Raw genomic sequence first — 19,880 nt, 5'->3', positions numbered from 1 at the left:
GCCTTTCAATGACATCGACGCTTCGCGCCACGCTTCTCGCCGGCATCGCCACGGGCATGCTCGCTACGCCCGCGTTCGCGCAGGACGCTCCGGCCGCCGCAGCCGCTGCACCAGTCGAGACGGCCGCCGCCGACGATACCGCGCTCGACGCCGACACGATCATCGTCACCGGTACGCGGCGCAGCGACCGCACCGTCGCCGATTCGACCGTGCCGATCGACGTCATCGGCGCCGAGGCGATCCAGAATACCGGCTATACCGAGACGAACCGCGTGCTGAACCAGCTCGTGCCATCGTTCAACTTTCCCCAGCCGTCGATCACCGACGGCACCGACGTCATCCGCCCGGCGACGCTGCGCGGCCTGGGACCCGACCAGACGCTGGTGCTGGTCAACGGCAAGCGCCGCCACACCACCGCGCTGCTCAATATCAACGGCTCGGTCGGGCGCGGCACCGCGGCTGTCGACATCAACCTGATCCCGTCGGCCGCGCTGGAGCGTGTCGAGGTGCTGCGCGACGGTGCGGCGGCGCAGTACGGCTCCGACGCGATCGCCGGCGTGATCAACTTCCAGCTGCGCCGCGCGCGTGAGGGCGGGCGGATCAGCGTCACCTACGGCCAGTACGAGAGCGACGTCGAGGGCATCAAGGAAGTCACCGGCGTCCAGACCAGCGCGCCGGGCGTCCCCGTCATCGCCCCCGACGGCACGCTGGCGCTGGTCAACACCGGCAAGGACCGCAGCGTGTCGGACGGCAAGACGCTGACCGTCACCGGCAACATCGGCCTGCCGTTCGCCAGCGAGGGCTTCATCAACGTCACGGGCGAGTACCGCGACCGCGACCCGACCAACCGCACCGGCTACGACCCGCGCCGCCAGTTCAACTCCAGCGGTGCCTATACGGCGAACGAGTTCAGCTTCGACCGCCTGTCGCACCGCTACGGCGACGCGCGCACCGAGGACTATAACGCGTTCATCAACTTCGGCACGCCGCTCGCCGAGGACCTCGAGCTCTATGCTTTCGCCAGCTACGGCCACCGCGAGGGTGAATCGGGCGGCTTCTACCGCCTGTCGAACGACGCGCGGAACGTGCTGTCGGTCTATCCGAACGGCTTCCTGCCGCTGATCAATTCGGAGCTCGACGATTATTCGTTCACCGGCGGCCTGAAGGGCGTGGTCGGCAGCGATATCAACGTCGACGTGTCGATGGCCTATGCCAAGAACGAGTTCGACTTCTTCATCACCAACACGCTCAACGCCTCGATCGGGCCGTCCTCGAAGACCGAGTTCGACGCGGGCGGGCTGCGCTACGGCCAGTTCACCGCCAACCTCGACCTCAACCGCGATTTCGAGATCGGCGGCCTCAAGTCGTTCAACCTCGCCGGCGGCCTCGAGTATCGCAACGAGGATTACGAGATCCGCGCCGGCGAGCCCGACAGCTACCGGGCCGGCCCGGCGATCGTCGGTGCCAACAACCCGACCTCGCCGGCGAGCGGTTTGGCGGCGGGCGCGGCACCGGGCGCGCAGGTGTTCCCGGGCTTCCAGCCGACGATCGGCGGGCAGCAGGTCACCGGGCGCAAGCGCGAGCGCCACAATTTCTCGGCCTATGTCGAGGTCGACGCCGACATCTCCGACCGCTTCACCATCCAGGCGGCGGGTCGCTACGAGGACTACTCGGACTTCGGCAGCGACTGGAACGGCAAGGTCTCGGCGCGCTTCGAGCCCATCGACGGCTATGCTGTGCGCGGCGCGGTTTCGACCGGCTTCCGCGCGCCGTCGCTGCAGCAGCAGTTTTTCGCGGCGGCCGCGACCAACAACGTCAACGGCATCCTGGTCGATGCGGTGACGCTGCCGGTGAACAACCCCGTCGCGCAGGCGCTGGGCGCCAGCCCGCTGCAGGCCGAAACCTCGGTCAGCTACTCGGCGGGCTTCGTCATCAATCCGGTGCCCGAGCTGAGCCTGACTGTCGATTACTACCACATCGACATCGACGACCGCATCGTCGTCACCGAGAACCTGAACGCGACGCGCGACGCGCTCGGCAACCCCAGCGGTGCACCGACCTCGTCGGGCTTCCAGATCGCGCAGATCCTGAACAACGCAGGGTTCCGCACCATCTCGGCGGCGCGCTTCTTCATCAACGGCATCGATACCCGCACGCAGGGTGTCGACGCGGTCGCGACCTACCGGATCGACCTGGGTGAAGGCGGCAAGCTGCGCGCCAGTGCCGGGTTCAACTACAACAAGACGCGCATCACCGGGCGCAACGCTACGCCGGGCGCGCTGAGCCAGGTGCCGGGCGTGACTTTGTTCGGGCGCCAGGAGTCCTTGCGCATCGAGCAGGGCCAGCCGCGCACCAAGGTCAACCTGGGCCTCGACTACGACTATGAGATCCTGGGCGTGACGCTGCGCGGCAACCGCTACGGCAAGGTGCTCGACGGCGGGTCGGAGCCGTTCAACGACGTGTTCCTGGGCGCCAAGTGGGTCGTCGACCTCGAGGCGCGGATCAAGCCGGGTAAGGGCCTGGAGTTCGCGATCGGTGCCAACAACCTGCTCGACGAATATCCCGACCTGATCCCGACCGGGCAGGGCGCCGATCCGATCACCGGTGCCACGCGCAACTATGCCGCGACCCGCTATGTCGCGCCGTACAGCAACTTCTCGCCGTTCGGCTTCAACGGGCGCTTCCTCTACGCCCGCGCCAGCCTCAGCTTCTGATCGCGACGAGCAGGCGGGCGCCTTCGGGGCCCGCCACGCCGTCCTGAAGCTGTCCGGACAACAGGATCGCCTCGCCGGCGAAGGCCTCGCCTGGCGCCAGCACGACCTCGTCGACGGTCACGCCGTCGCCGGTCGCGACGCGGCGCGCTCCCGCACAGGCGCGTGTCGCGAGGGCCGGGTCGGGCAGACGCGCGACGAGGTCGCGGACTTCCTGCGCGTGGGCGGCGGCGGCGACGAGCACCGCGTCGCCGGTCGCGACGACGATCAGCCCTTCTACCCCCAGGGTCGCGACCAGCGGCCCCTCGCTGCGCACCAGGCAGTCGCGCGTGCCGCTCAGCAGCACCGGCCCGCGCGTCACGTTGCCATCGGCGTCGCCCGACCCGTGCGCCAGTACCGCGTCCCACGCGCCGATGTCCGACCAGCCCATGTCGACGGGGATCACCGCAACGCGCTCCGCGCGCTCCATCACAGCATAGTCGACCGAGATCGACGGGGCGGCGACAAACTGCCCGGCATCGGGATGGATTTCGGCACTTGTCCGGACAGCCTGCGCCAGCGCCGCGCGCGCCGCGGCCAGGATCTCGGGCGCATGCTCGCGGAGCGCCGCGATGAAGGCTTCGGCGCGGAACAGGAACAGCCCGCCGTTCCAGTCGTGCCCGCCCGCGTCGAGCATCGCCTGCGCCGCCGCCAGCGCGGGCTTCTCGATGAAGCGCCGCGCCGCGAACACCCCGCCGCCGATCGCCTCGCCACGAGCAATATAGCCGTACCCCGTCGCCGGGCCGGTGGGGGCGATGCCGAAGGTCGCCAGCCACCCATCGGCAACCGCAGCCCCGCCGCGCGCGACGGCTGCCAGCAGGGCAGGCACGTCGTCGATGACATGGTCCGACGGCATCACGAGCAGGACGCCGTCCACGTCGCGCGCCGCGACCTCCAGCGCCGCCAGCGCGATCGCGGCGGCGGTGTTGCGCGCCGCCGGCTCGACGATCGTCGCCGCCGCCGCGATGCCCAGTTCGCTCAGCTGCGCGTCGATCGCCGCGACATGCGCCGCACCGCAAACGACGACCGGCGGGTGGAAGCCCGGCACCGCGGTTCGCAGCGCGGTCTCCTGCAGCATGGTGCGCGCGCCGGTCAGCGCGAGCAGCTGCTTGGGCGCCTCGGTGCGCGACAACGGCCACAGCCTTGTGCCCGAACCGCCCGACAGGATGACCGGCCAGATATCGTCGCTCAAAATCTCACTCCGCAGCGGCTGGGGCTGCCACTACCGGCATCGCCCGCTGCCGCCAAGCATCGGGGGGCATGGCCCGGTGCGCGATAAGGCGCTAGAACCATGCGGGGGCAGGGTGGCGAAGGGGGGACGAGCCAGGTGCAACTGACCGACGTCGGCCTGTTCAGCCATCTGATCGCCAGCATCGCATTCGCTGCGCTGGCAGTCACCGCGCTGGTGCGCCGCGCGCGCCAGCAGACGTCGCTATGGCTGGCGGGTGCGGCCGCGATGACCGCGATCTGGGCGGCGACCTTCGTCGTCATGGCGCGCGGCGACGGCAGCGGCGCGTGGCTGCTGTCGCTGATGGAGACGCTTCGTACCGGCGCGTGGGTGGCGTTCGTCGTCTCGCTGCTGCGCGCCTCGTGGCGGCTGGAGGACCGGCTCAGCTCGTCGTTCTTCCTGGCGGGCGCGATCGGCTTCGTGACCAGCATGCAGCTGCTCCTCGATGTCGTCGACGGCAGCGGCTACGGCGTCTTCGGCGGCGACCAGGCAGCGCTGCTCGGCACCTTGTTCGTCATCGGCCGGCTGATCGTCGCGATCTCGGGCCTCGTGCTGCTGCACAATTTGTGGGTCAACGCGGCACCCGCCAGCCGCGGCGGCATCCGTCTGCTGGCGATCGGGCTGGCCGGCTTCTTCGGCTACGACCTCAATCTCTACACGCTGCAGTTCCTGCTCGGCGAGCTGTCGAGCGACCTGTTCAACATCCGCGGCGCGGTCGATGCGATCGTCGTGCCGCTGCTGCTGCTCAGCGCCAGCTCGTCCTGGGCATCGAAGGTCCAGGTGTCGCGGCAGGTGGTGTTCCACACCATGTCGTTCAGCATCATCGGGGTTTACCTGATCGTCATGGCGCTGACCGCCTACGGCCTCAGCCTGGTCGGCGGCGACTGGGGGCGGTTGCTGCAGATCAGCTTCCTGTTCGCCACCGCGATCCTGGGTGTCGTGGTGTTGGTATCCCCGCGCTTCCGCGCCGCGCTGCGCGTCGCCATCGCCAAGAACTTCTTCGCCTATAAATATGATTACCGGCAGGAGTGGCTGCGCTTCATCGCCACCGTGTCGCGCACCGATGCCGGCCACGGCCAGCTGTCCGAGCGCGTCGTCCAGGCGGTGTGCGCGGTGCTCGATTCGCCCGGCGGCGCGCTGTTCGCGCCTACCGGCGACGGCGGCTTCGACCGCGTCGCGCGCTGGGAATGGCGCGATTTCGATGGGCAGGAACTGGGCGCCGCGAGCGGCTTCGCGCATTTCCTGTCGCAGCAGCAGCGCGTTGTCGATTTCGACGAGTGGCGGTCAGGGGCGGGCAGCTATGAGGGGATGCAGCTGCCCGACTGGGCGCTGGAGGATCGCCGCGTCTGGCTCGCGGTGCCGCTGATCCACCTCGACACGCTGGCGGGCTTCATCCTGGTGTCGCGCACCGTCGCGCCGCGCGAGCTGAACTGGGAGGATTACGACCTGCTGCGCACCCTCGGGCGCCAGGCGGCGAGCTATATCGCCGAGGCCTCGACGCAGGTCGCGCTCGACGAGGCGGGCGCCTTCGACGAGTTCAACCGCCGCTTCGCGTTTATCATGCACGACATCAAGAACCTGGTGTCGCAGCTCAGCCTCGTCTCTCGCAATGCCGAGCGCCACGCCGACAATCCGGCGTTCCGCGCCGACATGGTGGCGACGCTGCAATCGTCGGTGGGCAAGATGAACGACCTCCTGGCGCGGCTGGCGCAGCACAACACCGGGCGGCCAGAGGCGCGTGAGCCCGTCGATGTCGCCGCGCTGATCGGCCAGGTCGTCGCCGCCAAGCGCCGCGCGCATCCGTCGATCTATCCGGTGATCGACGGCGCCGAGGCGTTCGTCGATGCCGACCCGACGCGCCTCGAACAATTGTTCGTCCACCTGCTGCAGAACGCCATCGACGCCAGCGAGGCCGACGCGCGCATCGACGTCACCGCGCGGCTGGTCGGCGACACGGTGCAGGTGACGATCGCCGACAACGGCTGCGGCATGTCGGCGGCGTTCGTCCGTACCGAGCTGTTCAAGCCCTTCCGCTCGACCAAGCCCGGCGGCTTCGGCATCGGGGCCTATGAGGCGCGCGAGATCGCCCGCGGCGTGGGTGGCCGCCTCGACGTTGCCAGCCGCGAGGGCGAGGGCACCGTCTTCACCATCACCCTTCCGGCGCTGTCGCCGGAAGAAATAGCAGTGCCGGCGTCTGCGCCTGCGTACGAAAGGTTGCGGGCTTGAACAACGGACCGAGGAAGCTGCTCGTCGTCGAGGACGACGAGGGCCTGCAGCGCCAGTTGCGCTGGAGCTACGAGGATTACGAGGTCATCGTCGCCGGCGACCGCACCGCGGCGATGGAGGCGATGCGCACCTATGCCCCCGCGGTGGTGACGCTCGATCTGGGTCTCCCGCCCGATCCCGACGGGGTCAGCGAGGGCTTTGCGACGCTGACCGAGATCCTGCGCCACGCGCCCGCGACCAAGGTCATCGTCGCCTCGGGCCACGGCGCCCGCGACAGCGCGATCCGCGCGATTGCCGGCGGTGCCTTCGATTTCTATGCGAAGCCCGTCGACATCGACGAACTCGGCCTGATCGTCCGCCGCGCCTTCCACGTCTACGACCTGGAGGCCGAGAACCGGCGGCTGAGCGACGCCGTCGGCCCGCAGGACGTGCTGGGCGGCATCGTCACCGGCGCGCCCGAGATGCTCAAGGTCGCGCGGATGATCGAGCGCGTCGCTACCGCCGACGTGTCGGTGATGCTGCTCGGCGCCAGCGGCACGGGCAAGGAACTGCTGGCGCGCGGTCTGCACAATGCGTCGCTCCGCAAGGCCAAGCCGTTCATCGCGATAAACTGCGCGGCGATCCCCGAGAACCTGCTCGAATCCGAGCTGTTCGGCTATGAGAAGGGCGCGTTCACCGGCGCGGCCAAGACCACCGAGGGCAAGATCGAGCTTGCCGAGGGCGGCACGCTGTTCCTCGACGAGGTCGGCGACATCCCGCTGCCGCTGCAGGTCAAGCTGCTGCGCTTCCTGCAGGAGCGCGTCATCGAACGCATCGGCGGGCGTCGTCCGATCCCGGTCGACGTGCGCATCGTCTGCGCGACGCACCAGGACCTCGACGCGATGATCGCCAGCACGCGGTTCCGCGAGGACCTCTACTACCGCCTCGCTGAGATCGTCGTGCGCATCCCCAGCCTGTCGGAGCGGCCCGGCGACGCAACGCTGCTGGCGCATCACTTCCTCGCGAAATTCTCGCGCGACCATGGCCGGCCGTTCAAGGGCTTCACCCCCGCCGCGATCGCCGCGATGACCGACTGGCACTGGCCGGGCAACGTCCGCGAGCTGGAGAACCGCCTGAAGCGCGCGGTGATCATGGCCGAGGGCATCCGCCTCGACGCCGCCGACCTCGACCTGGGCGGCAAGGAGGACGGCGCCGCGGCGCTCAACCTCAAGACGGCGCGTGAACAGGCGGATCGGCGGGCGATCCGCCTGGCGATGGCGCGGACGGAGGGGAATATCTCCTCGACCGCCAAGCTGCTGGGGGTAAGCCGGCCGACGCTGTACGATCTGCTGAAGCAGTACGGGTTGGAGGGGTAGCCAACCCTCACCTTCAGGGGAGGGTCGGAGAGCCGCGCCGCAGGCGCGGCCCCGGGGTGGGGGAGACTGAGCGCGCAGCCGCCCCACCCCCGGGCCGGCTTCGCCGTCTCTCGCCCCTCTCCTGAAGAGGAGGGGAAGGCCTTGCATCCCCACGCTCCCCCGCCTACACGAACCGCCGGTCGGAGCGTGGCGCAGCCTGGTAGCGCACTTGACTGGGGGTCAAGGGGTCGCAGGTTCGAATCCTGTCGCTCCGACCAGTAGCGGCCCCCACAACCGATCGATCCGAAGCGCGAGCCACCACCGGCAGCACCCAGCGCCGACATTTTGCTTGACAAAATGAACCAAATAGGCGATACAACAACGGTCCGGCGAACCGCCAGATACGGAGATTGGCCTTTGCGACGAAACACGTCGCGAGTGTCAACTTCGTCAACTTAGGCAAATTCGCTGGAGGCACCGCAATGGCATTTCTCGACGCGATCATCGGCCCGGTGGCGGGCCTGCTCGACAAGCTGATCCCCGATCCGCGGGCGCGTGATGCCGCCAAGCTAGAATTGCTCAAGCTGCAGGGCACGCAGGATCTGGAGGGTGTGAAATTGCAGCTGTCGGCGATCGTCGCCGAGGCGCAGTCGGTTGATCCGTGGACCAGCCGGGCGCGGCCGAGCTTTCTCTACGTGATGTACACGCTGTTACTGTGGGCGATCCCGATGGGGCTGATCGCAGCGGTCAACCCCGCTATGGCGGTCGCGATCGGCAAGGGGATGACTGGCTATCTCGCGGCGATCCCGGAGCCGCTATATGCACTCTTCGGTACCGGCTACCTCGGCTACACCGCGGCGCGCGAGTGGGGCAAGGCGAAGGCCGGCGACCGATAGACGATGGCTGGGGCGGTCCGGTGCGGGGGGCTGGCCGGACCGCCCGAGCCGATCAGGCGGTGACGGCCTTGCGGCGACGCGCGACCAGCCCGATCAACCCAAAGCCCAGGATCATCTGCGCCCACGTCGCCGGCTCCGGCACCGAGGTGATCGCGTCGTTGATCTGCGCTTCGCTGTGCGCGATGATGACATCACCGCTCAGCAGCCCGCCGCCGATCGAAAAGCCGTCGAAGATCAGGCGGATGGCGTTGGTCGAGATGCCCGCCGAGCTCGCCGACTGCGTGCCGATCGGGGTCTGTTCGTTGAGGATGATGCGCAGCCCGAGCACGTCGAGCAGAACCGTGTTGGGGTCCGGATTGACGAAGGCCGCACCGTTGATGACCAGGCCGCCAAGCGCGGCGCCCGAGATCGTCAGGCCGGCGATCGAGGTGAAGCCGCTGGCATTGGCACCGCCGTTCGCCCCGACGCGCGATGTCGAGATGACCTCGCCGGAGGTGATCGACAACAGGCTGGTGAAGTTGCCGAGGAACACCGTGCCGAGACGCAACGACAAGTCGTTGACGGTAGCGCGCGCCGAACCCACCTGCAGCGGCAGCGACGACGATGCCGAGGTCAGCAACAGGCCGGTGTCGACCCGCTGCTGTACGCCGACGATGTTGGCGACGCCGAGGTTGAGCCGTTCCGAAACCCCGGCAAAGCTGTCGTTGTCAGTGAAAGCCGCGGTGCCCGAACCCGAGGATTGGCTGAAGGGACCGATCCCGACGCCGAGAAGGCCGAGCAGCTGCAGGTTGACCTTAACGTCGAACGCCGAGCCGCTGATCGCCGTTACGGCGCGGGCCGGAGCGGCGGCGACACCGCAGAGCAGGGTCACTGCCAACGCCAATTTCGCAACGGTACGCGACTTTCTAGTTACAGCAATCATTTAGGGCCCCTCCAGCCAAGCAACCAACCGTACATTCACGGTAGCAAGAGGCGTGCCAGATCGGAAAATTCAACGATATCAGTGGGAGTCCGTAACAGGTTGTCCGGACGATTCCAGATGGGTGTAAAGACCGCCGACAGCTTACCGTTTACGTGTAAAAAATCTGGGTTAATGAGAACATAACGCGCCGGAAATGACATATACCTTCGATATATATCAACCGAATCGGTTCGTAATCTTAGTTAACGCTTAGGTGCGGTAGAGCGACGCGAGTTCGACGTAGCCCGCCGCTGCACTCCGATTGCGCTCTATTTCGATAGGACTTAGCCTGCGCGCGAAGGCGGCGGGCCGGCCCGTCCATAGTTCGCCGGTGCGCACGACCTTCCCCGGCGTCAGCAGCGAGCCTGCCGCGAGCATGGCGTCGCTCTCGATGACGCAGCCGTCCATGACGATCGAACCAAGCCCGACAAAGGCGTGGTCGTGCAGGGTGCAACGGTGGATCATCGCCATGTGGCCGATCAGGCAGTCGCTGCCGATCACCGTGCCGTGCGTACCGCGCGACACGTGCACGACGGTGCCGTCCTGGATGTTCGACCGCGCCCCGACCGCAATCGGCATGACGTCGCCGCGCAGCACGCAGTTGAACCAGATGCTCGCGCCCGCGCCGATGCTGACATTGCCGATCACCTGGGCGCCGGCAGCGATGAAGACGTCGTCGGCGACCTGCGGATAGGCCCCGCCGAAGCCGTGGAGCGTCACGGCCGGTCGATGAAATAGGTGACGTGGCGCAGCACCGGACTGTCGCGCGGCACCGCTGGATGGTCGAAGTCCAGCCCTTCGGCATAGGTCATGCCGATGCGGTCCATGACCGCCCGTGATGCCCGGTTCTCGGTCGTGGTGATCGCCGCGATGCGCGGCCACGCGGGGTCGGCGAAGCCGTGCGCCAGCGCCGCGCGCGCCGCCTCGCTGGCATAGCCGTGGCCCCAGAAGTCCTTGCCGAAGCGCCAGCCGACTTCGAGGTCGCGCGCGATCGGCGTGTCGGGGGCGCCGAGCTTGAGACCCGCGAGGCCCATCAACACCCCGTCCGCCTTGCGTTCGATCGCCCAGAAGCAGAAGCCGTGCTCGGTCTGGGCGGCGATCTGCCGGTCGACCTGCGCGTCGGTCTCGGCGCGCGTCATCGGCGCCACGAAATAGCGCATGACCTCGGGATCGGCGTTGATCGCGGCGATCGGTGCGCGATGGTCGTCGCGCCATTCGGCGAGGATCAGGCGCTCGGTCTCGATCATGGAAACAGCGGCGCCTGCGTCAGCCCCGCGGTCTCGGGCAGGCCGAACATCAGGTTGAGGTTCTGGATCGCCTGGCCGCTCGACCCCTTCACCAGATTGTCGATCGCCGCGATGACCAGCGCCCGGCCGGGCAAGCGATCGGCGAAGACGTTGAGCACCGCGTGGTTCGACCCCCGCACCATCCGCGTGCTCGGCGCAACGCCCTCGGGCAGCAGGTGCACGAACGGCTCGTCGGTGTAGCGGGCCTGCAGTGCGGCGCGCAGGTCGGCGACCGTGCCGCGCGTCTCGACCGCGATCGTCACCAGCTCGCCGCGGTTCATCGGCACGAGGTGCGGGGTGAAGCTGATCCGCACGTCCGTCCCGGCACGCAGCCCGATCTCCTGCTCGATCTCCGGCATGTGGCGATGCGCGCCGATCGCATAGGGGTGAACGGCCTCCGCTACCTCGGCGAACAGGTTCGCCTCCTTCAGGCCGCGCCCCGCACCGGACACGCCCGATAGCGCATTGACGCTGACCCGCGCCGGATCGATCAGCCCGGCCTCGACCAGCGGAAGGACCGCGAGCAGCACGGCAGTGGGGTAGCAGCCCGGGCATGCCACCAACCGCGCACCGGGCAGCGCGTCACGGGCGTACTCGGTCAGGCCATAGACCGCTTGCGGCAGCAGGGCCGGGGCAGGGTGCGCGCCGCCGTACCACTCGGCATAGGTGCCCGCGTCCTTCAAGCGGAAGTCCGCCGACAGATCGACAATCCGCGGCCCTTCCAGCGTCGCCAGCAGCGCCGCCGACGCCGCGTGCGGCAGGCAGCCGAACACCGCGTCGACGCCCGCCCAGTCGACCTCCTCCGCCAACGTCAGGCGCGGCAGGTCGGGATAGGGCGCGAAGTGCGGCCACACCTCCGCCATCGTCAGCCCCGCCTTTGCGTTGGCGCTGAGCGCCGCGATCTCGATGTGCGGGTGCGTCAGCGCCAGGCGCACGAGGTCTGCGCCGGTGTAGCCGGAGGCGCCCAGGACGGCGATGCGGATGGGGGCGATCATGGGCGGGGCGTTAAGGGAATGCGGCCCCGCGGGCAAGAACGGGCGCCTAACCCAGCAGCCGCGCCGCCACGACCGCGTGGTAGGTCAGCACCCCCGAACATCCCGCGCGCTTGAACGCGGTCAGCGTCTCCAGCACGCCGCGCTCGCGCTCCAGCACGCCGGCTGCGACCGCGGCTTCGATCATCGCGTACTCGCCCGACACCTGATAGGCGAAGACAGGGACTTCGAAGCGCTCCTTCACGCGGCGGACGATGTCGAGATAGGGCAGGCCGGGCTTGACCATCACGCTGTCGGCGCCCTCGGCGAGGTCGAGCGCGACTTCGCGCAGCGCCTCCTCGGAATTGCCGGGGTCCATCTGATAGGTCTTCTTGTCGCCCTTCAGGTAGCCGCCCGACCCGACCGCGTCGCGGAACGGGCCGTAGAAGGCGCTCGCGTACTTGGCGGCGTAGGCCATGATCTGGACATCGTGGAAGCCCTCGCTCTCGAGCGCGGCGCGGATGATGCCGACGCGGCCGTCCATCATGTCCGACGGCGCGATGATGTCGGCCCCCGCGCGCGCCTGGTTGAGCGCCTGGGCGACCAGCGCCTCGACGGTCGCGTCGTTCAGGATGCGCCCGTCGTCGTGGAGCAGCCCGTCGTGACCGTGGCTGGTGTAGGGGTCGAGCGCTACGTCGGTCAGGATGCCGATATTCGCGCCGCTGTCCTTGATGGCGCGGACGGCGTTGCACATCAAATTGTCGGGGTTGGCGGCCTCCGCACCGTCGTCGCTGCGCGCGCTCGCAGGGGTGTTCGGGAACAGCGCGAGGCACGGGATGCCGAGCGATGCCGCCTCCTTCGCTGCCGCGCCGAGCAAGTCCGCCGACAGGCGCTCGACGCCGGGCATGGTGCGGATCGGGTCGCGCACGCCTGTGCCCCCGGTGACGAACACCGGCCAGATCAGGTCGGCGGGCGTCAGCACGGTCTCGGCGACCATGGCGCGCGACCAGGGCTGGGCGCGGCTGCGGCGGAGGCGGAGGGCGGGATAGGATGCGGTCATGCCCGCGACTGATAACGCCGCCGCCGGCTCAAGCAAGCGACGCGGCGATCCGCGCCCGCGCCGTCGCGGCGATCGCCTTGCGGTCCATGCCCGCGGGGTCGAAGGGTTCGAGGAAGCGGACGGTCACGCCGAAGCTGCCCCGCCGCGCCAGTGTCCGCCGCGCGTTGGCGGGTGCGCCCTCGGTCCCGATCCACGCCAGCGCCTTGCCTGCGTCGTCGAAATCGAGATGGACCGGCTGCACCATCAGGCCCGGCGGCGGCGGCGCCAGCCCCTCGAACAGCGGCGTCTTGAAGGGCAGCAGGCTGCGCCCGTCGGTGGTCGTGCCTTCGGGAAACAGCGTCACCGGCCGCGGCCGCGCGATCGCGAGGCGCAGGCGCGCGACCTGGTCCCCGGCGCTGCGCCGGTCGGTGCGCGACACGAACACGGTGTCGTTGAGGCGCGCCATCCAGCCGATCACCGGCCAGCCGGCGATCATGTCCTGCGCGACGAAGCTGGTCTCCACGACCCCGCCCAGGATGCAGATGTCGGTCCACGACAGATGGTTGGCGACGAAGAACACTGGCGGGCGGCAGGGTGTCCCGGCGACTGTGACCCGCACGCCGCTGGCCCGCGCAGCGGCGCGCAGAAAGTGCCGCGGCCAGGGCGACGGCTGCCCCGCCAGCCGCCACAGCGCGTGCGGGACCAAGGTCGCGAACAGCGCCGCGATCAGCCACGCCGCGCGGCCCCAGACACGCCAGGCCCGATCGTTCGGATCGACGCTCCCCATCGCTTCCTTGTCGCAGCCTTTGCGCGGGTCCGCGAGGGGCATGGTCGGCCCCGACGGCCCGCTGACACGCGTTGCACCGTCCGGCCAGCGCGGCTAGGTCGCGGGTCATGGCGGCGCCGATCCTGTTTTTCGACTCCGGTGTGGGCGGCCTGTCGGTGCTCGGGCCGGTGCGCGCCGCGCTGCCGACTGCGCCGATCGTCTACGCCGCCGATAACGCCGGCTTTCCCTATGGTCCCAAGACCGAGATGGAGGTGGCGACGCGGGTCTGCGCGCTGCTCGGGCGGCTGACCGAACGCTACAAGCCGGCGCTCGTCATCATCGCGTGCAATACCGCCTCGACGATCGCGCTGGCGCATGTCCGTGCCGCGCTGGCGGTGCCCGTGGTCGGCACGGTGCCTGCGATCAAGCCTGCCGCCGCAGCCAGCGTGACACGCGCCATCGGTGTGCTGGGCACGGTCGCGACGGTGCGGCAGCCCTATGTTGACCGGCTCGCCGCCGAGTTCGCCGCCGACTGCACGGTCCTGCGCCACGGCTCGGGTCGTCTCGTCGAGCTGGCCGAGGCCAAGCTGCACGGGCGGGTGACCGACGCGGCCGACTATGCCACCGAACTCCACGGGCTGCTCGACCAGCCGGGCGGCGAGCGCATCGACACCGTCGTGCTGGCGTGCACCCACTTCCCGCTCGTCGCTGCGGAGCTGGCTGCCGCGGCACCGCGCCAGCTGACCTTCGTCGACGGCAGCGCCGGGATTGCCCGCCGCGTCGTGCACCTGCTCGCGGGCATCACATGGCCCGACATCGCCCCGCCCGGCATCGCGGTGTTCACGCGGCCCGGCCCCGACGTTGACGCCCTCGCGCCCGCGCTTCATGGCTATGGCCTGATGCGGACCGAGATCCTCTAGGGTGGCAATGACCGACGCCGAGCTGATGGAGCGGATGAACCGCGTCGCGCCGCCGACGTCGCGCCTGCTCGGCACGCAGATCATTGGCGTCGACAGCGCCGCGGGCACGGTGCGGATGAGCTTCGCGCCCAAGCCCGAGTTCTGCAACCCGATGGGCAATGTGCAGGGCGGTTTCATCGTCGCGATGCTCGACGACTGCGCGGCGGTGTCGGCGGTGGTCGCGTCGGGAAAGCGCATCGTCGTGCCGACCATCGAGCTGAAGTGCAGCTTCTTCGGTGTCGTTCGCCTGGGGCCGGTCTTCGGCCTGGGGCGCTGCCTGAAGATCGGCAAGCGCGTGGCGTTCATGGAGGCCGAGCTGACCGACGCCGATGGCCGCGTGCTCGCCAAGCTGTCGACGAGCGCGCTGCCGGTGCCGATGCCCGACGACGCGAACCTGGTGGAGGCGTGATGACCGCAGTCCGCACCGAGCGGCGCGGCCGCGCGCTGTTCGTCACGCTCGATCGGCAGACGGCGCTCAATGCTATCGACCGGGCGATGGTGCTGGCGATCCACCGCGCGCTGATGGACGGCGCCGCCGACCCGGAGGTCGACCGGATCGTTATCGAAGGGGCGGGCGACCGGGCCTTTTGCGCGGGCGGCGACGTCGTCGGGCTGCATACGGCGGGCCGAGCCGGATCGGACGAGTGGGAGGGCTTCTTCCACGACGAATACCGCATGAACCAGGCGGTCGCGCGCCTGCCCGTCGACTATGTCGCGCTGATGGACGGCGTGACGATGGGCGGCGGGGTCGGCCTGTCGGTTCACGGCCGCTACCGCGTCGCCACCGAGCGCACCTTGTTCGCGATGCCCGAGACGGGGATCGGCCTGATCCCCGATGTCGGCGGCACGCACGCCCTGAGCGCGCTGCCCGGCGAAATCGGCACGTGGCTGGCGCTGACCGGGGCACGCCTGAGGGCAGCCGACTGCCGATACGCCGGGATCGCGACCCATTTCGTGCCGGCCGAGCGGCTGCCGCTGCTGCGTGACCTGCTCGCCGATGGCGAGGAGGAGGCGGGGACGATCCTCGACACGCTCGACGCGCCCGCCGGCGACAGCGCGCTGGCGGCGCTGCGTGAGGGCATCGACTTCCACTTCGCGCACGACCGGGTCGAGGACATCCAGGCGAGCCTGGCCGAGGGCGACGACTGGGCGCGCGCGCAGCACGAGGTGATCGCGCGCATGTCGCCGACCTCGCTCAAGATTTCGCTGAAGGGCGTCCGCATGGCGCGCGGCGGCACGATCGAGGCGGCGCTGCGCACCGAATATCGCATGGTCTGCGCGATCAAGCACGGCCGCGACTTCTACGAAGGCGTGCGCGCTCAGCTGATCGACAAGGACAGGTCGCCCCTGTGGTCGCCCGCGACCCTCGAAGAGGTCGACGACGCCATGGTGGCATCGTACCTGCGTGAGCCGCCGAGCGGCGATCTGGAGTTCGACTGATGGCCGGTGGACTGGTTGCCCTCCTCGACGATGTCGCGGCACTGACCAAGCTCGCGGCCGCGTCGCTCGACGATATCGCGGGCGCAGCGGGCAAGGCGGGGGCGAAGGCGGCGGGTGTCGTCATCGACGATACCGCGGTCACCCCGCGCTATGTGACGGGGCTCAGCCCCGACCGCGAGCTGCCGATCATCTGGAAGATCGCGCGCGGCTCGCTCAAGAACAAGCTGCTGTTCCTGCTGCCCGCGGCGCTGCTGCTCAGCGCCTTCGCGCCTTGGGCGCTGACGCCGATCCTGATGATCGGCGGTGCCTATCTGTGTTTCGAGGGTGCCGAAAAGGTCATCGAGAAGGTCTTCCCGCACGGCCACGAGGCAGTCGTCGAGACCGTGCAGGACCCGGCGACCATCGAGAACGAAAAGGTGTCCGGGGCGATCCGCACCGATTTCATCCTGTCGGCGGAGATCATGGCGATTGCCCTCGCCGATGTCGCCGACCGCCCGCTGGTGACGCAGGGGGCCGTGCTCGCCGTCGTCGCGATAGCGATCACCGTGGGCGTCTATGGCGTCGTCGGGCTGATCGTGAAGATGGACGATATCGGCCTGCACCTCGCCAAGGGCGGCTCGGGCGCGCTGCGCGCCGTCGGGCGCGGGCTGGTGAAGGGGATGCCCAAGCTGCTGGCGGCGCTGTCGGTGATCGGCACCGCCGCGATGATCTGGGTCGGCGGCGGCATCATCGTCCACGGCCTCGCCGAGTTCGGGCTCGCCGGCCCCGAGCATGTCATCCACCACGCGGCAGTGGCGGTCGGCGGCGGCATGGGCGCAATGTCGGGCGTCGTCGAGTGGATCGTCACGGCAACCGGCGCAGGCATCGTGGGCCTGGTCGTCGGCGGCATCGTCGCGGCGGTGGTCATTGCGATCCACCGCGCGCGGGGAAAGAAGCACTAGCCACGCGGCAATCCGCTTTTGCCGCGTTGCCCGGTCCCCCCATTTCGCCTAGATGTTGCGCCTGACACAGGACTCGCGCACGAGCCGTAGAATGACCCAGACCATCGCTCTCGCCGCCGATCACGCTGGCTTCGCGCTCAAGGCGCTGCTGGCGGACGAGCTGCGCGCTGCCGGGCACGACGTGCTCGACCTCGGCACGCACGGCGAGGCCTCGGTCGATTATCCCGACTATGGTTTCGCGGTGGCGCAGGCGGTTGCCGGCGGGCGCGCGGCGCACGGCATCGCGGTGTGCGGGTCGGGGATCGGCATCGCGATCGCCGCCAACCGCGTGCCCGGTGCGCGGGCGGCACTGTGCACGAGCGGGCTGATGGCGCGCATGGCGCGGACGCACAACGACGCGAACATCCTGGTGCTCGGCAGCCGGATCATCGGCGTCGAGGTGGCGCGCGACTGCGTCCACGAATTTCTGAATACCGCGTTCGAAGGCGGGCGGCACGCGGGGCGCGTCGCCAAGCTCGACGGCGCGACTCTCAAGGAGGCGGCGGAATGACCAGCGCAGCGGCGGTAGCCGAAACCTACGAGGCCCCGGGCGGCTTCTTCGCCGACGGCGTGACGGTCGGCGACCCGGCAGTCGCTGCGGCGATCGCGCGCGAACTCGACCGCCAGCAGAACCAGATCGAGCTGATCGCGAGCGAGAACATCGTGTCGCGCGCCGTGCTCGAGGCGCAGGGCTCGGTGTTCACCAACAAGTACGCCGAAGGCTATCCGGGCAAGCGCTACTATCAGGGTTGTGCCCCGTCGGACGCGGTCGAGACGCTTGCCATCGAGCGCGCGAAGCAGCTGTTCGGCTGCGCCTATGCCAACGTCCAGCCGCATTCGGGCGCGCAGGCGAACGGCGCCGTGATGCTCGCGCTGACCCGGCCCGGCGACACCATCCTCGGCATGAGCCTCGACGCCGGCGGCCACCTGACGCACGGCGCAGCGCCGTCGATGTCGGGCAAGTGGTTCAACGCCATCCAGTACGGCGTCCGCCGCGAGGATCACCTGATCGACTTCGACCAGGTCGAGGCCCTCGCTCACGAGCACAAGCCGACGCTGATCATCGCCGGCGGCTCGGCCTATCCGCGCGTCATCGACTTCGCGCGTTTCCGCGCCATCGCCGATGCGGTGGGGGCGAAGCTGCTCGTCGACATGGCGCACTTCGCGGGGTTGGTCGCGGCGGGGCTTCACCCGTCGCCACTGCCGCACGCCGATGTCGTGACCACGACGACGCACAAGACGCTGCGTGGGCCCCGCGGTGGCATGATCCTGTCGAACGACGAGGCGCTGGGCAAGAAGTTCAACTCGGCGGTCTTCCCGGGCCTGCAGGGCGGCCCGCTGATGCACGTCATCGCCGCCAAGGCGGTGGCGTTCGGCGAGGCGCTGCAGCCCGAATTCCGGACCTACAGCGCCGCGGTGATGGCCAACGCCAAGATCCTCGCGGCGAAGCTCGTCGAGCGCGGCTGCGCGGTCGTCGCGGGCGGCACCGACACGCATCTCGCGCTGATCGACCTGACGCCGAAGGGGCTGACCGGCAAGGACGCCGACGAGGCGCTCGAGCGTGCCGGCATCACCTGCAACAAGAACGGCGTACCGTTCGACCCGCTGCCGCCGACCAAGACCAGCGGCATCCGCGTCGGCTCGCCCGCCGGCACGACGCGCGGCTTCGGCCTGGCGGAGTTCGCGGCGATCGGCGACATGATCGCCGACGTCCTCGACGGGCTGCAGGCGAACGGCGAGCATGGCAACGCCTCGGTCGAGGCGGCGGTCAACGTCCGCGTCCGCGCGCTGTGCGCCCGCTTCCCGATCTATCCGGTCTAGATGCGCTGCCCCTTCTGTCTTCACGACGACAGCCAGGTCAAGGACAGCCGGCCGACCGAGGATAGCGCCGCGATCCGCCGCCGCCGCCAGTGCCCGGCGTGCGGCGCGCGCTTCACGACCTTCGAGCGCATCCAGCTGCGCGAGCTGACCGTCGTCAAGAAGTCGGGCAAGCGCGAGGTGTTCGACCGTGACAAGCTGGCGCGCTCGATCGAGATCGCGTGCCGCAAGCGTCCGATCGACGAGGGCAAGATCGAGCGGTTGGTATCGGGCGTCGTCCGCCGCCTCGAGTCCGCCGGCGAGACCGAGATCGGCGTCGGCACGATCGGCGAGATGGTGATGGAGGGGCTGCAGACCCTCGACCCGGTCGCCTACATCCGCTTCGCCAGTGTCTACCGCGACTTCCGCGAGGCGCGCGATTTCGAGACCTTCGTCGGGTCGCTGTCGGGGTCGGTGGTGCCGCTGCCGACGCGGCGGCTGGCGCGCGAGGCGGAGTGACCGAAGCCCCAGCGATCATCCTCGTCCGTCCGCAGCTCGGTCAGAATATCGGCAGTTGCGCGCGGGCGATGCTCAACTTCGAACTGACCGATTTGCGGTTGGTGGCGCCGCGCGACGGCTGGCCGAACGCCGACGCCGGCCCTGCCGCGAGCGGTGCCGACGAGGTGCTGGCGGCGGCGCGCGTGTACGACACGGTGCAGGAGGCGGTCGCCGACCTCAGCTATGTCTACGCCACGACGGTGCGCGGGCGTGAGCTGACACGGCCTGTGGTGACGCCCGCGCAGGCGGCGACCGAGATGCGGGGCCGCGGTGCACGGTCGGGCCTGCTGTTCGGCGCCGAGCGGTCGGGCCTGCTGACCGAGGAGCTGATCTTCGCCAACGCCATCCTGACGGTGCCGGTCAACCCGGCGTTCGGGTCGCTGAACCTGGCGCAGGCTGTGCTGCTTGCTGCGTACGAGTGGCATCGCGCAGGCGATGCGACACCGGCGGCGGTGCTCGCCAATTACGAGGCGCCGGCGCCGCATGCCGAGCTAGAGGGGCTGATCGTCGCGCTCGACGCGGCGCTCGTCGATGCGGGCTATTTCAAGCCACCCGAGACGGTTTCGGCGAAGCGGATGACGCTGCGCAACCTGATGACGCGACCGGCGTGGTCGGCGAAGGAGGTGCGGACGCTGCGCGGCATGGTGACGGCGCTGCACAACGGGCCGCGGGTGCGGCGGAAAGAATAA

19 protein-coding genes and 1 tRNA gene are annotated in these 19,880 nt (G+C 69.4%); 13 read left to right on the top strand and 7 right to left on the bottom strand.

Features of this window, described 5'->3' with window-relative positions; translation table 11 throughout:
• Nucleotides 1-8 precede the first annotated feature (8 nt).
• A complete protein-coding gene (locus FMM06_RS10350) occupies nt 9-2,714 on the top strand; it encodes a TonB-dependent receptor plug domain-containing protein (protein ID WP_144237327.1) in 2,706 nt (901 codons plus the stop codon).
• Here FMM06_RS10350 and FMM06_RS10345 read toward each other — a convergent pair.
• Complete coding sequence (locus FMM06_RS10345) at nt 2,704-3,942, bottom strand: mannose-1-phosphate guanylyltransferase/mannose-6-phosphate isomerase (protein WP_144237326.1); 1,239 nt, start codon at nt 3,940-3,942, stop codon at nt 2,704-2,706. The genes FMM06_RS10350 and FMM06_RS10345 overlap by 11 nt on opposite strands.
• A gap of 135 nt (nt 3,943-4,077) precedes the next feature.
• Between FMM06_RS10345 and prsK the strand changes: the two genes are divergently transcribed.
• The 4 genes from prsK to FMM06_RS10325 all read left to right on the top strand — a co-directional run bounded on the left by prsK (nt 4,078) and on the right by FMM06_RS10325 (nt 8,434).
• Entirely contained in the window at nt 4,078-6,204 is a 2,127-nt protein-coding gene (prsK, locus tag FMM06_RS10340) for an XrtA/PEP-CTERM system histidine kinase PrsK (RefSeq protein ID WP_185965147.1), read from the top strand.
• The gene (prsR, locus tag FMM06_RS10335) at nt 6,201-7,559 is read left to right on the top strand and encodes a PEP-CTERM-box response regulator transcription factor (RefSeq protein ID WP_144237324.1); all 1,359 of its coding nucleotides are present in this window, start codon (nt 6,201-6,203) and stop codon (nt 7,557-7,559) included. The genes prsK and prsR overlap by 4 nt, the downstream gene beginning before the upstream one ends.
• Before the next feature lie 180 nt (nt 7,560-7,739).
• Nucleotides 7,740-7,816: transfer RNA gene (locus FMM06_RS10330), tRNA-Pro, on the top strand.
• A gap of 204 nt (nt 7,817-8,020) precedes the next feature.
• The gene (locus FMM06_RS10325; RefSeq protein WP_144237323.1) at nt 8,021-8,434 is read left to right on the top strand and encodes a holin family protein; all 414 of its coding nucleotides are present in this window, start codon (nt 8,021-8,023) and stop codon (nt 8,432-8,434) included.
• Between the two features lie 52 nt (nt 8,435-8,486).
• On the opposite strand, the gene FMM06_RS10320 is transcribed toward FMM06_RS10325, so the two are convergent.
• The 6 genes from FMM06_RS10320 to FMM06_RS10295 form a co-directional block, all read right to left on the bottom strand.
• A complete protein-coding gene (locus FMM06_RS10320; protein ID WP_185965146.1) occupies nt 8,487-9,305 on the bottom strand; it encodes a PEPxxWA-CTERM sorting domain-containing protein in 819 nt (272 codons plus the stop codon).
• A 300-nt stretch (nt 9,306-9,605) separates the two neighbouring features.
• Nucleotides 9,606-10,115 carry a gamma carbonic anhydrase family protein gene (locus tag FMM06_RS10315; RefSeq protein WP_144237321.1) on the bottom strand — a complete coding sequence of 170 codons (510 nt, stop codon included), beginning with the start codon at nt 10,113-10,115 and terminating at the stop codon, nt 9,606-9,608.
• Nucleotides 10,112-10,642, bottom strand: a complete 531-nt coding sequence (locus FMM06_RS10310; protein ID WP_144237320.1) for a GNAT family N-acetyltransferase — start codon at nt 10,640-10,642, stop codon at nt 10,112-10,114. The genes FMM06_RS10315 and FMM06_RS10310 overlap by 4 nt, the downstream gene beginning before the upstream one ends.
• Entirely contained in the window at nt 10,639-11,676 is a 1,038-nt protein-coding gene (gene argC / locus FMM06_RS10305) for an N-acetyl-gamma-glutamyl-phosphate reductase (protein WP_185965145.1), read from the bottom strand. The genes FMM06_RS10310 and argC overlap by 4 nt, the downstream gene beginning before the upstream one ends.
• A 46-nt stretch (nt 11,677-11,722) precedes the next feature.
• Nucleotides 11,723-12,712, bottom strand: coding sequence for a porphobilinogen synthase (gene hemB, locus FMM06_RS10300; RefSeq protein WP_144237319.1), 990 nt, complete (start codon nt 12,710-12,712; stop codon nt 11,723-11,725).
• A gap of 28 nt (nt 12,713-12,740) precedes the next feature.
• On the bottom strand, nt 12,741-13,520 hold the full coding sequence (locus FMM06_RS10295) for a lysophospholipid acyltransferase family protein (RefSeq protein WP_235889272.1): 780 nt from the start codon (nt 13,518-13,520) through the stop codon (nt 12,741-12,743).
• Nucleotides 13,521-13,585: 65 nt separating this feature from the next.
• Here FMM06_RS10295 and murI point away from each other — a divergent pair, with 65 nt between their 5' ends.
• The 8 genes from murI to FMM06_RS10255 all read left to right on the top strand — a co-directional run bounded on the left by murI (nt 13,586) and on the right by FMM06_RS10255 (nt 19,880).
• Nucleotides 13,586-14,377, top strand: a complete 792-nt coding sequence (gene murI, locus FMM06_RS10290) for a glutamate racemase (protein ID WP_144237318.1) — start codon at nt 13,586-13,588, stop codon at nt 14,375-14,377.
• Nucleotides 14,378-14,384: 7 nt separating this feature from the next.
• The gene (locus FMM06_RS10285; RefSeq protein ID WP_144237317.1) at nt 14,385-14,825 is read left to right on the top strand and encodes a PaaI family thioesterase; all 441 of its coding nucleotides are present in this window, start codon (nt 14,385-14,387) and stop codon (nt 14,823-14,825) included.
• Complete coding sequence (locus FMM06_RS10280; RefSeq protein WP_144237316.1) at nt 14,825-15,856, top strand: enoyl-CoA hydratase/isomerase family protein; 1,032 nt, start codon at nt 14,825-14,827, stop codon at nt 15,854-15,856. The genes FMM06_RS10285 and FMM06_RS10280 overlap by 1 nt, the downstream gene beginning before the upstream one ends.
• Complete coding sequence (locus FMM06_RS10275) at nt 15,856-16,797, top strand: DUF808 domain-containing protein (RefSeq protein WP_144237315.1); 942 nt, start codon at nt 15,856-15,858, stop codon at nt 16,795-16,797. Before FMM06_RS10280 ends, FMM06_RS10275 begins: the two co-directional genes overlap by 1 nt.
• Before the next feature lie 91 nt (nt 16,798-16,888).
• The gene (gene rpiB, locus FMM06_RS10270) at nt 16,889-17,347 is read left to right on the top strand and encodes a ribose 5-phosphate isomerase B (protein WP_144237314.1); all 459 of its coding nucleotides are present in this window, start codon (nt 16,889-16,891) and stop codon (nt 17,345-17,347) included.
• Complete coding sequence (gene glyA, locus FMM06_RS10265) at nt 17,344-18,657, top strand: serine hydroxymethyltransferase (RefSeq protein ID WP_144237313.1); 1,314 nt, start codon at nt 17,344-17,346, stop codon at nt 18,655-18,657. Before rpiB ends, glyA begins: the two co-directional genes overlap by 4 nt.
• On the top strand, nt 18,658-19,152 hold the full coding sequence (gene nrdR / locus FMM06_RS10260) for a transcriptional regulator NrdR (protein WP_144237312.1): 495 nt from the start codon (nt 18,658-18,660) through the stop codon (nt 19,150-19,152).
• On the top strand, nt 19,149-19,880 hold the full coding sequence (locus FMM06_RS10255; RefSeq protein ID WP_144237311.1) for an RNA methyltransferase: 732 nt from the start codon (nt 19,149-19,151) through the stop codon (nt 19,878-19,880). The genes nrdR and FMM06_RS10255 overlap by 4 nt, the downstream gene beginning before the upstream one ends.

Origin of the sequence: Glacieibacterium frigidum, assembly GCF_007097155.1 — a bacterium.
In the GTDB taxonomy this organism is placed as follows: Bacteria; Pseudomonadota; Alphaproteobacteria; order Sphingomonadales; family Sphingomonadaceae; genus Glacieibacterium; species Glacieibacterium frigidum.
This window is presented reverse-complemented; position numbering and strand designations above follow the sequence as displayed.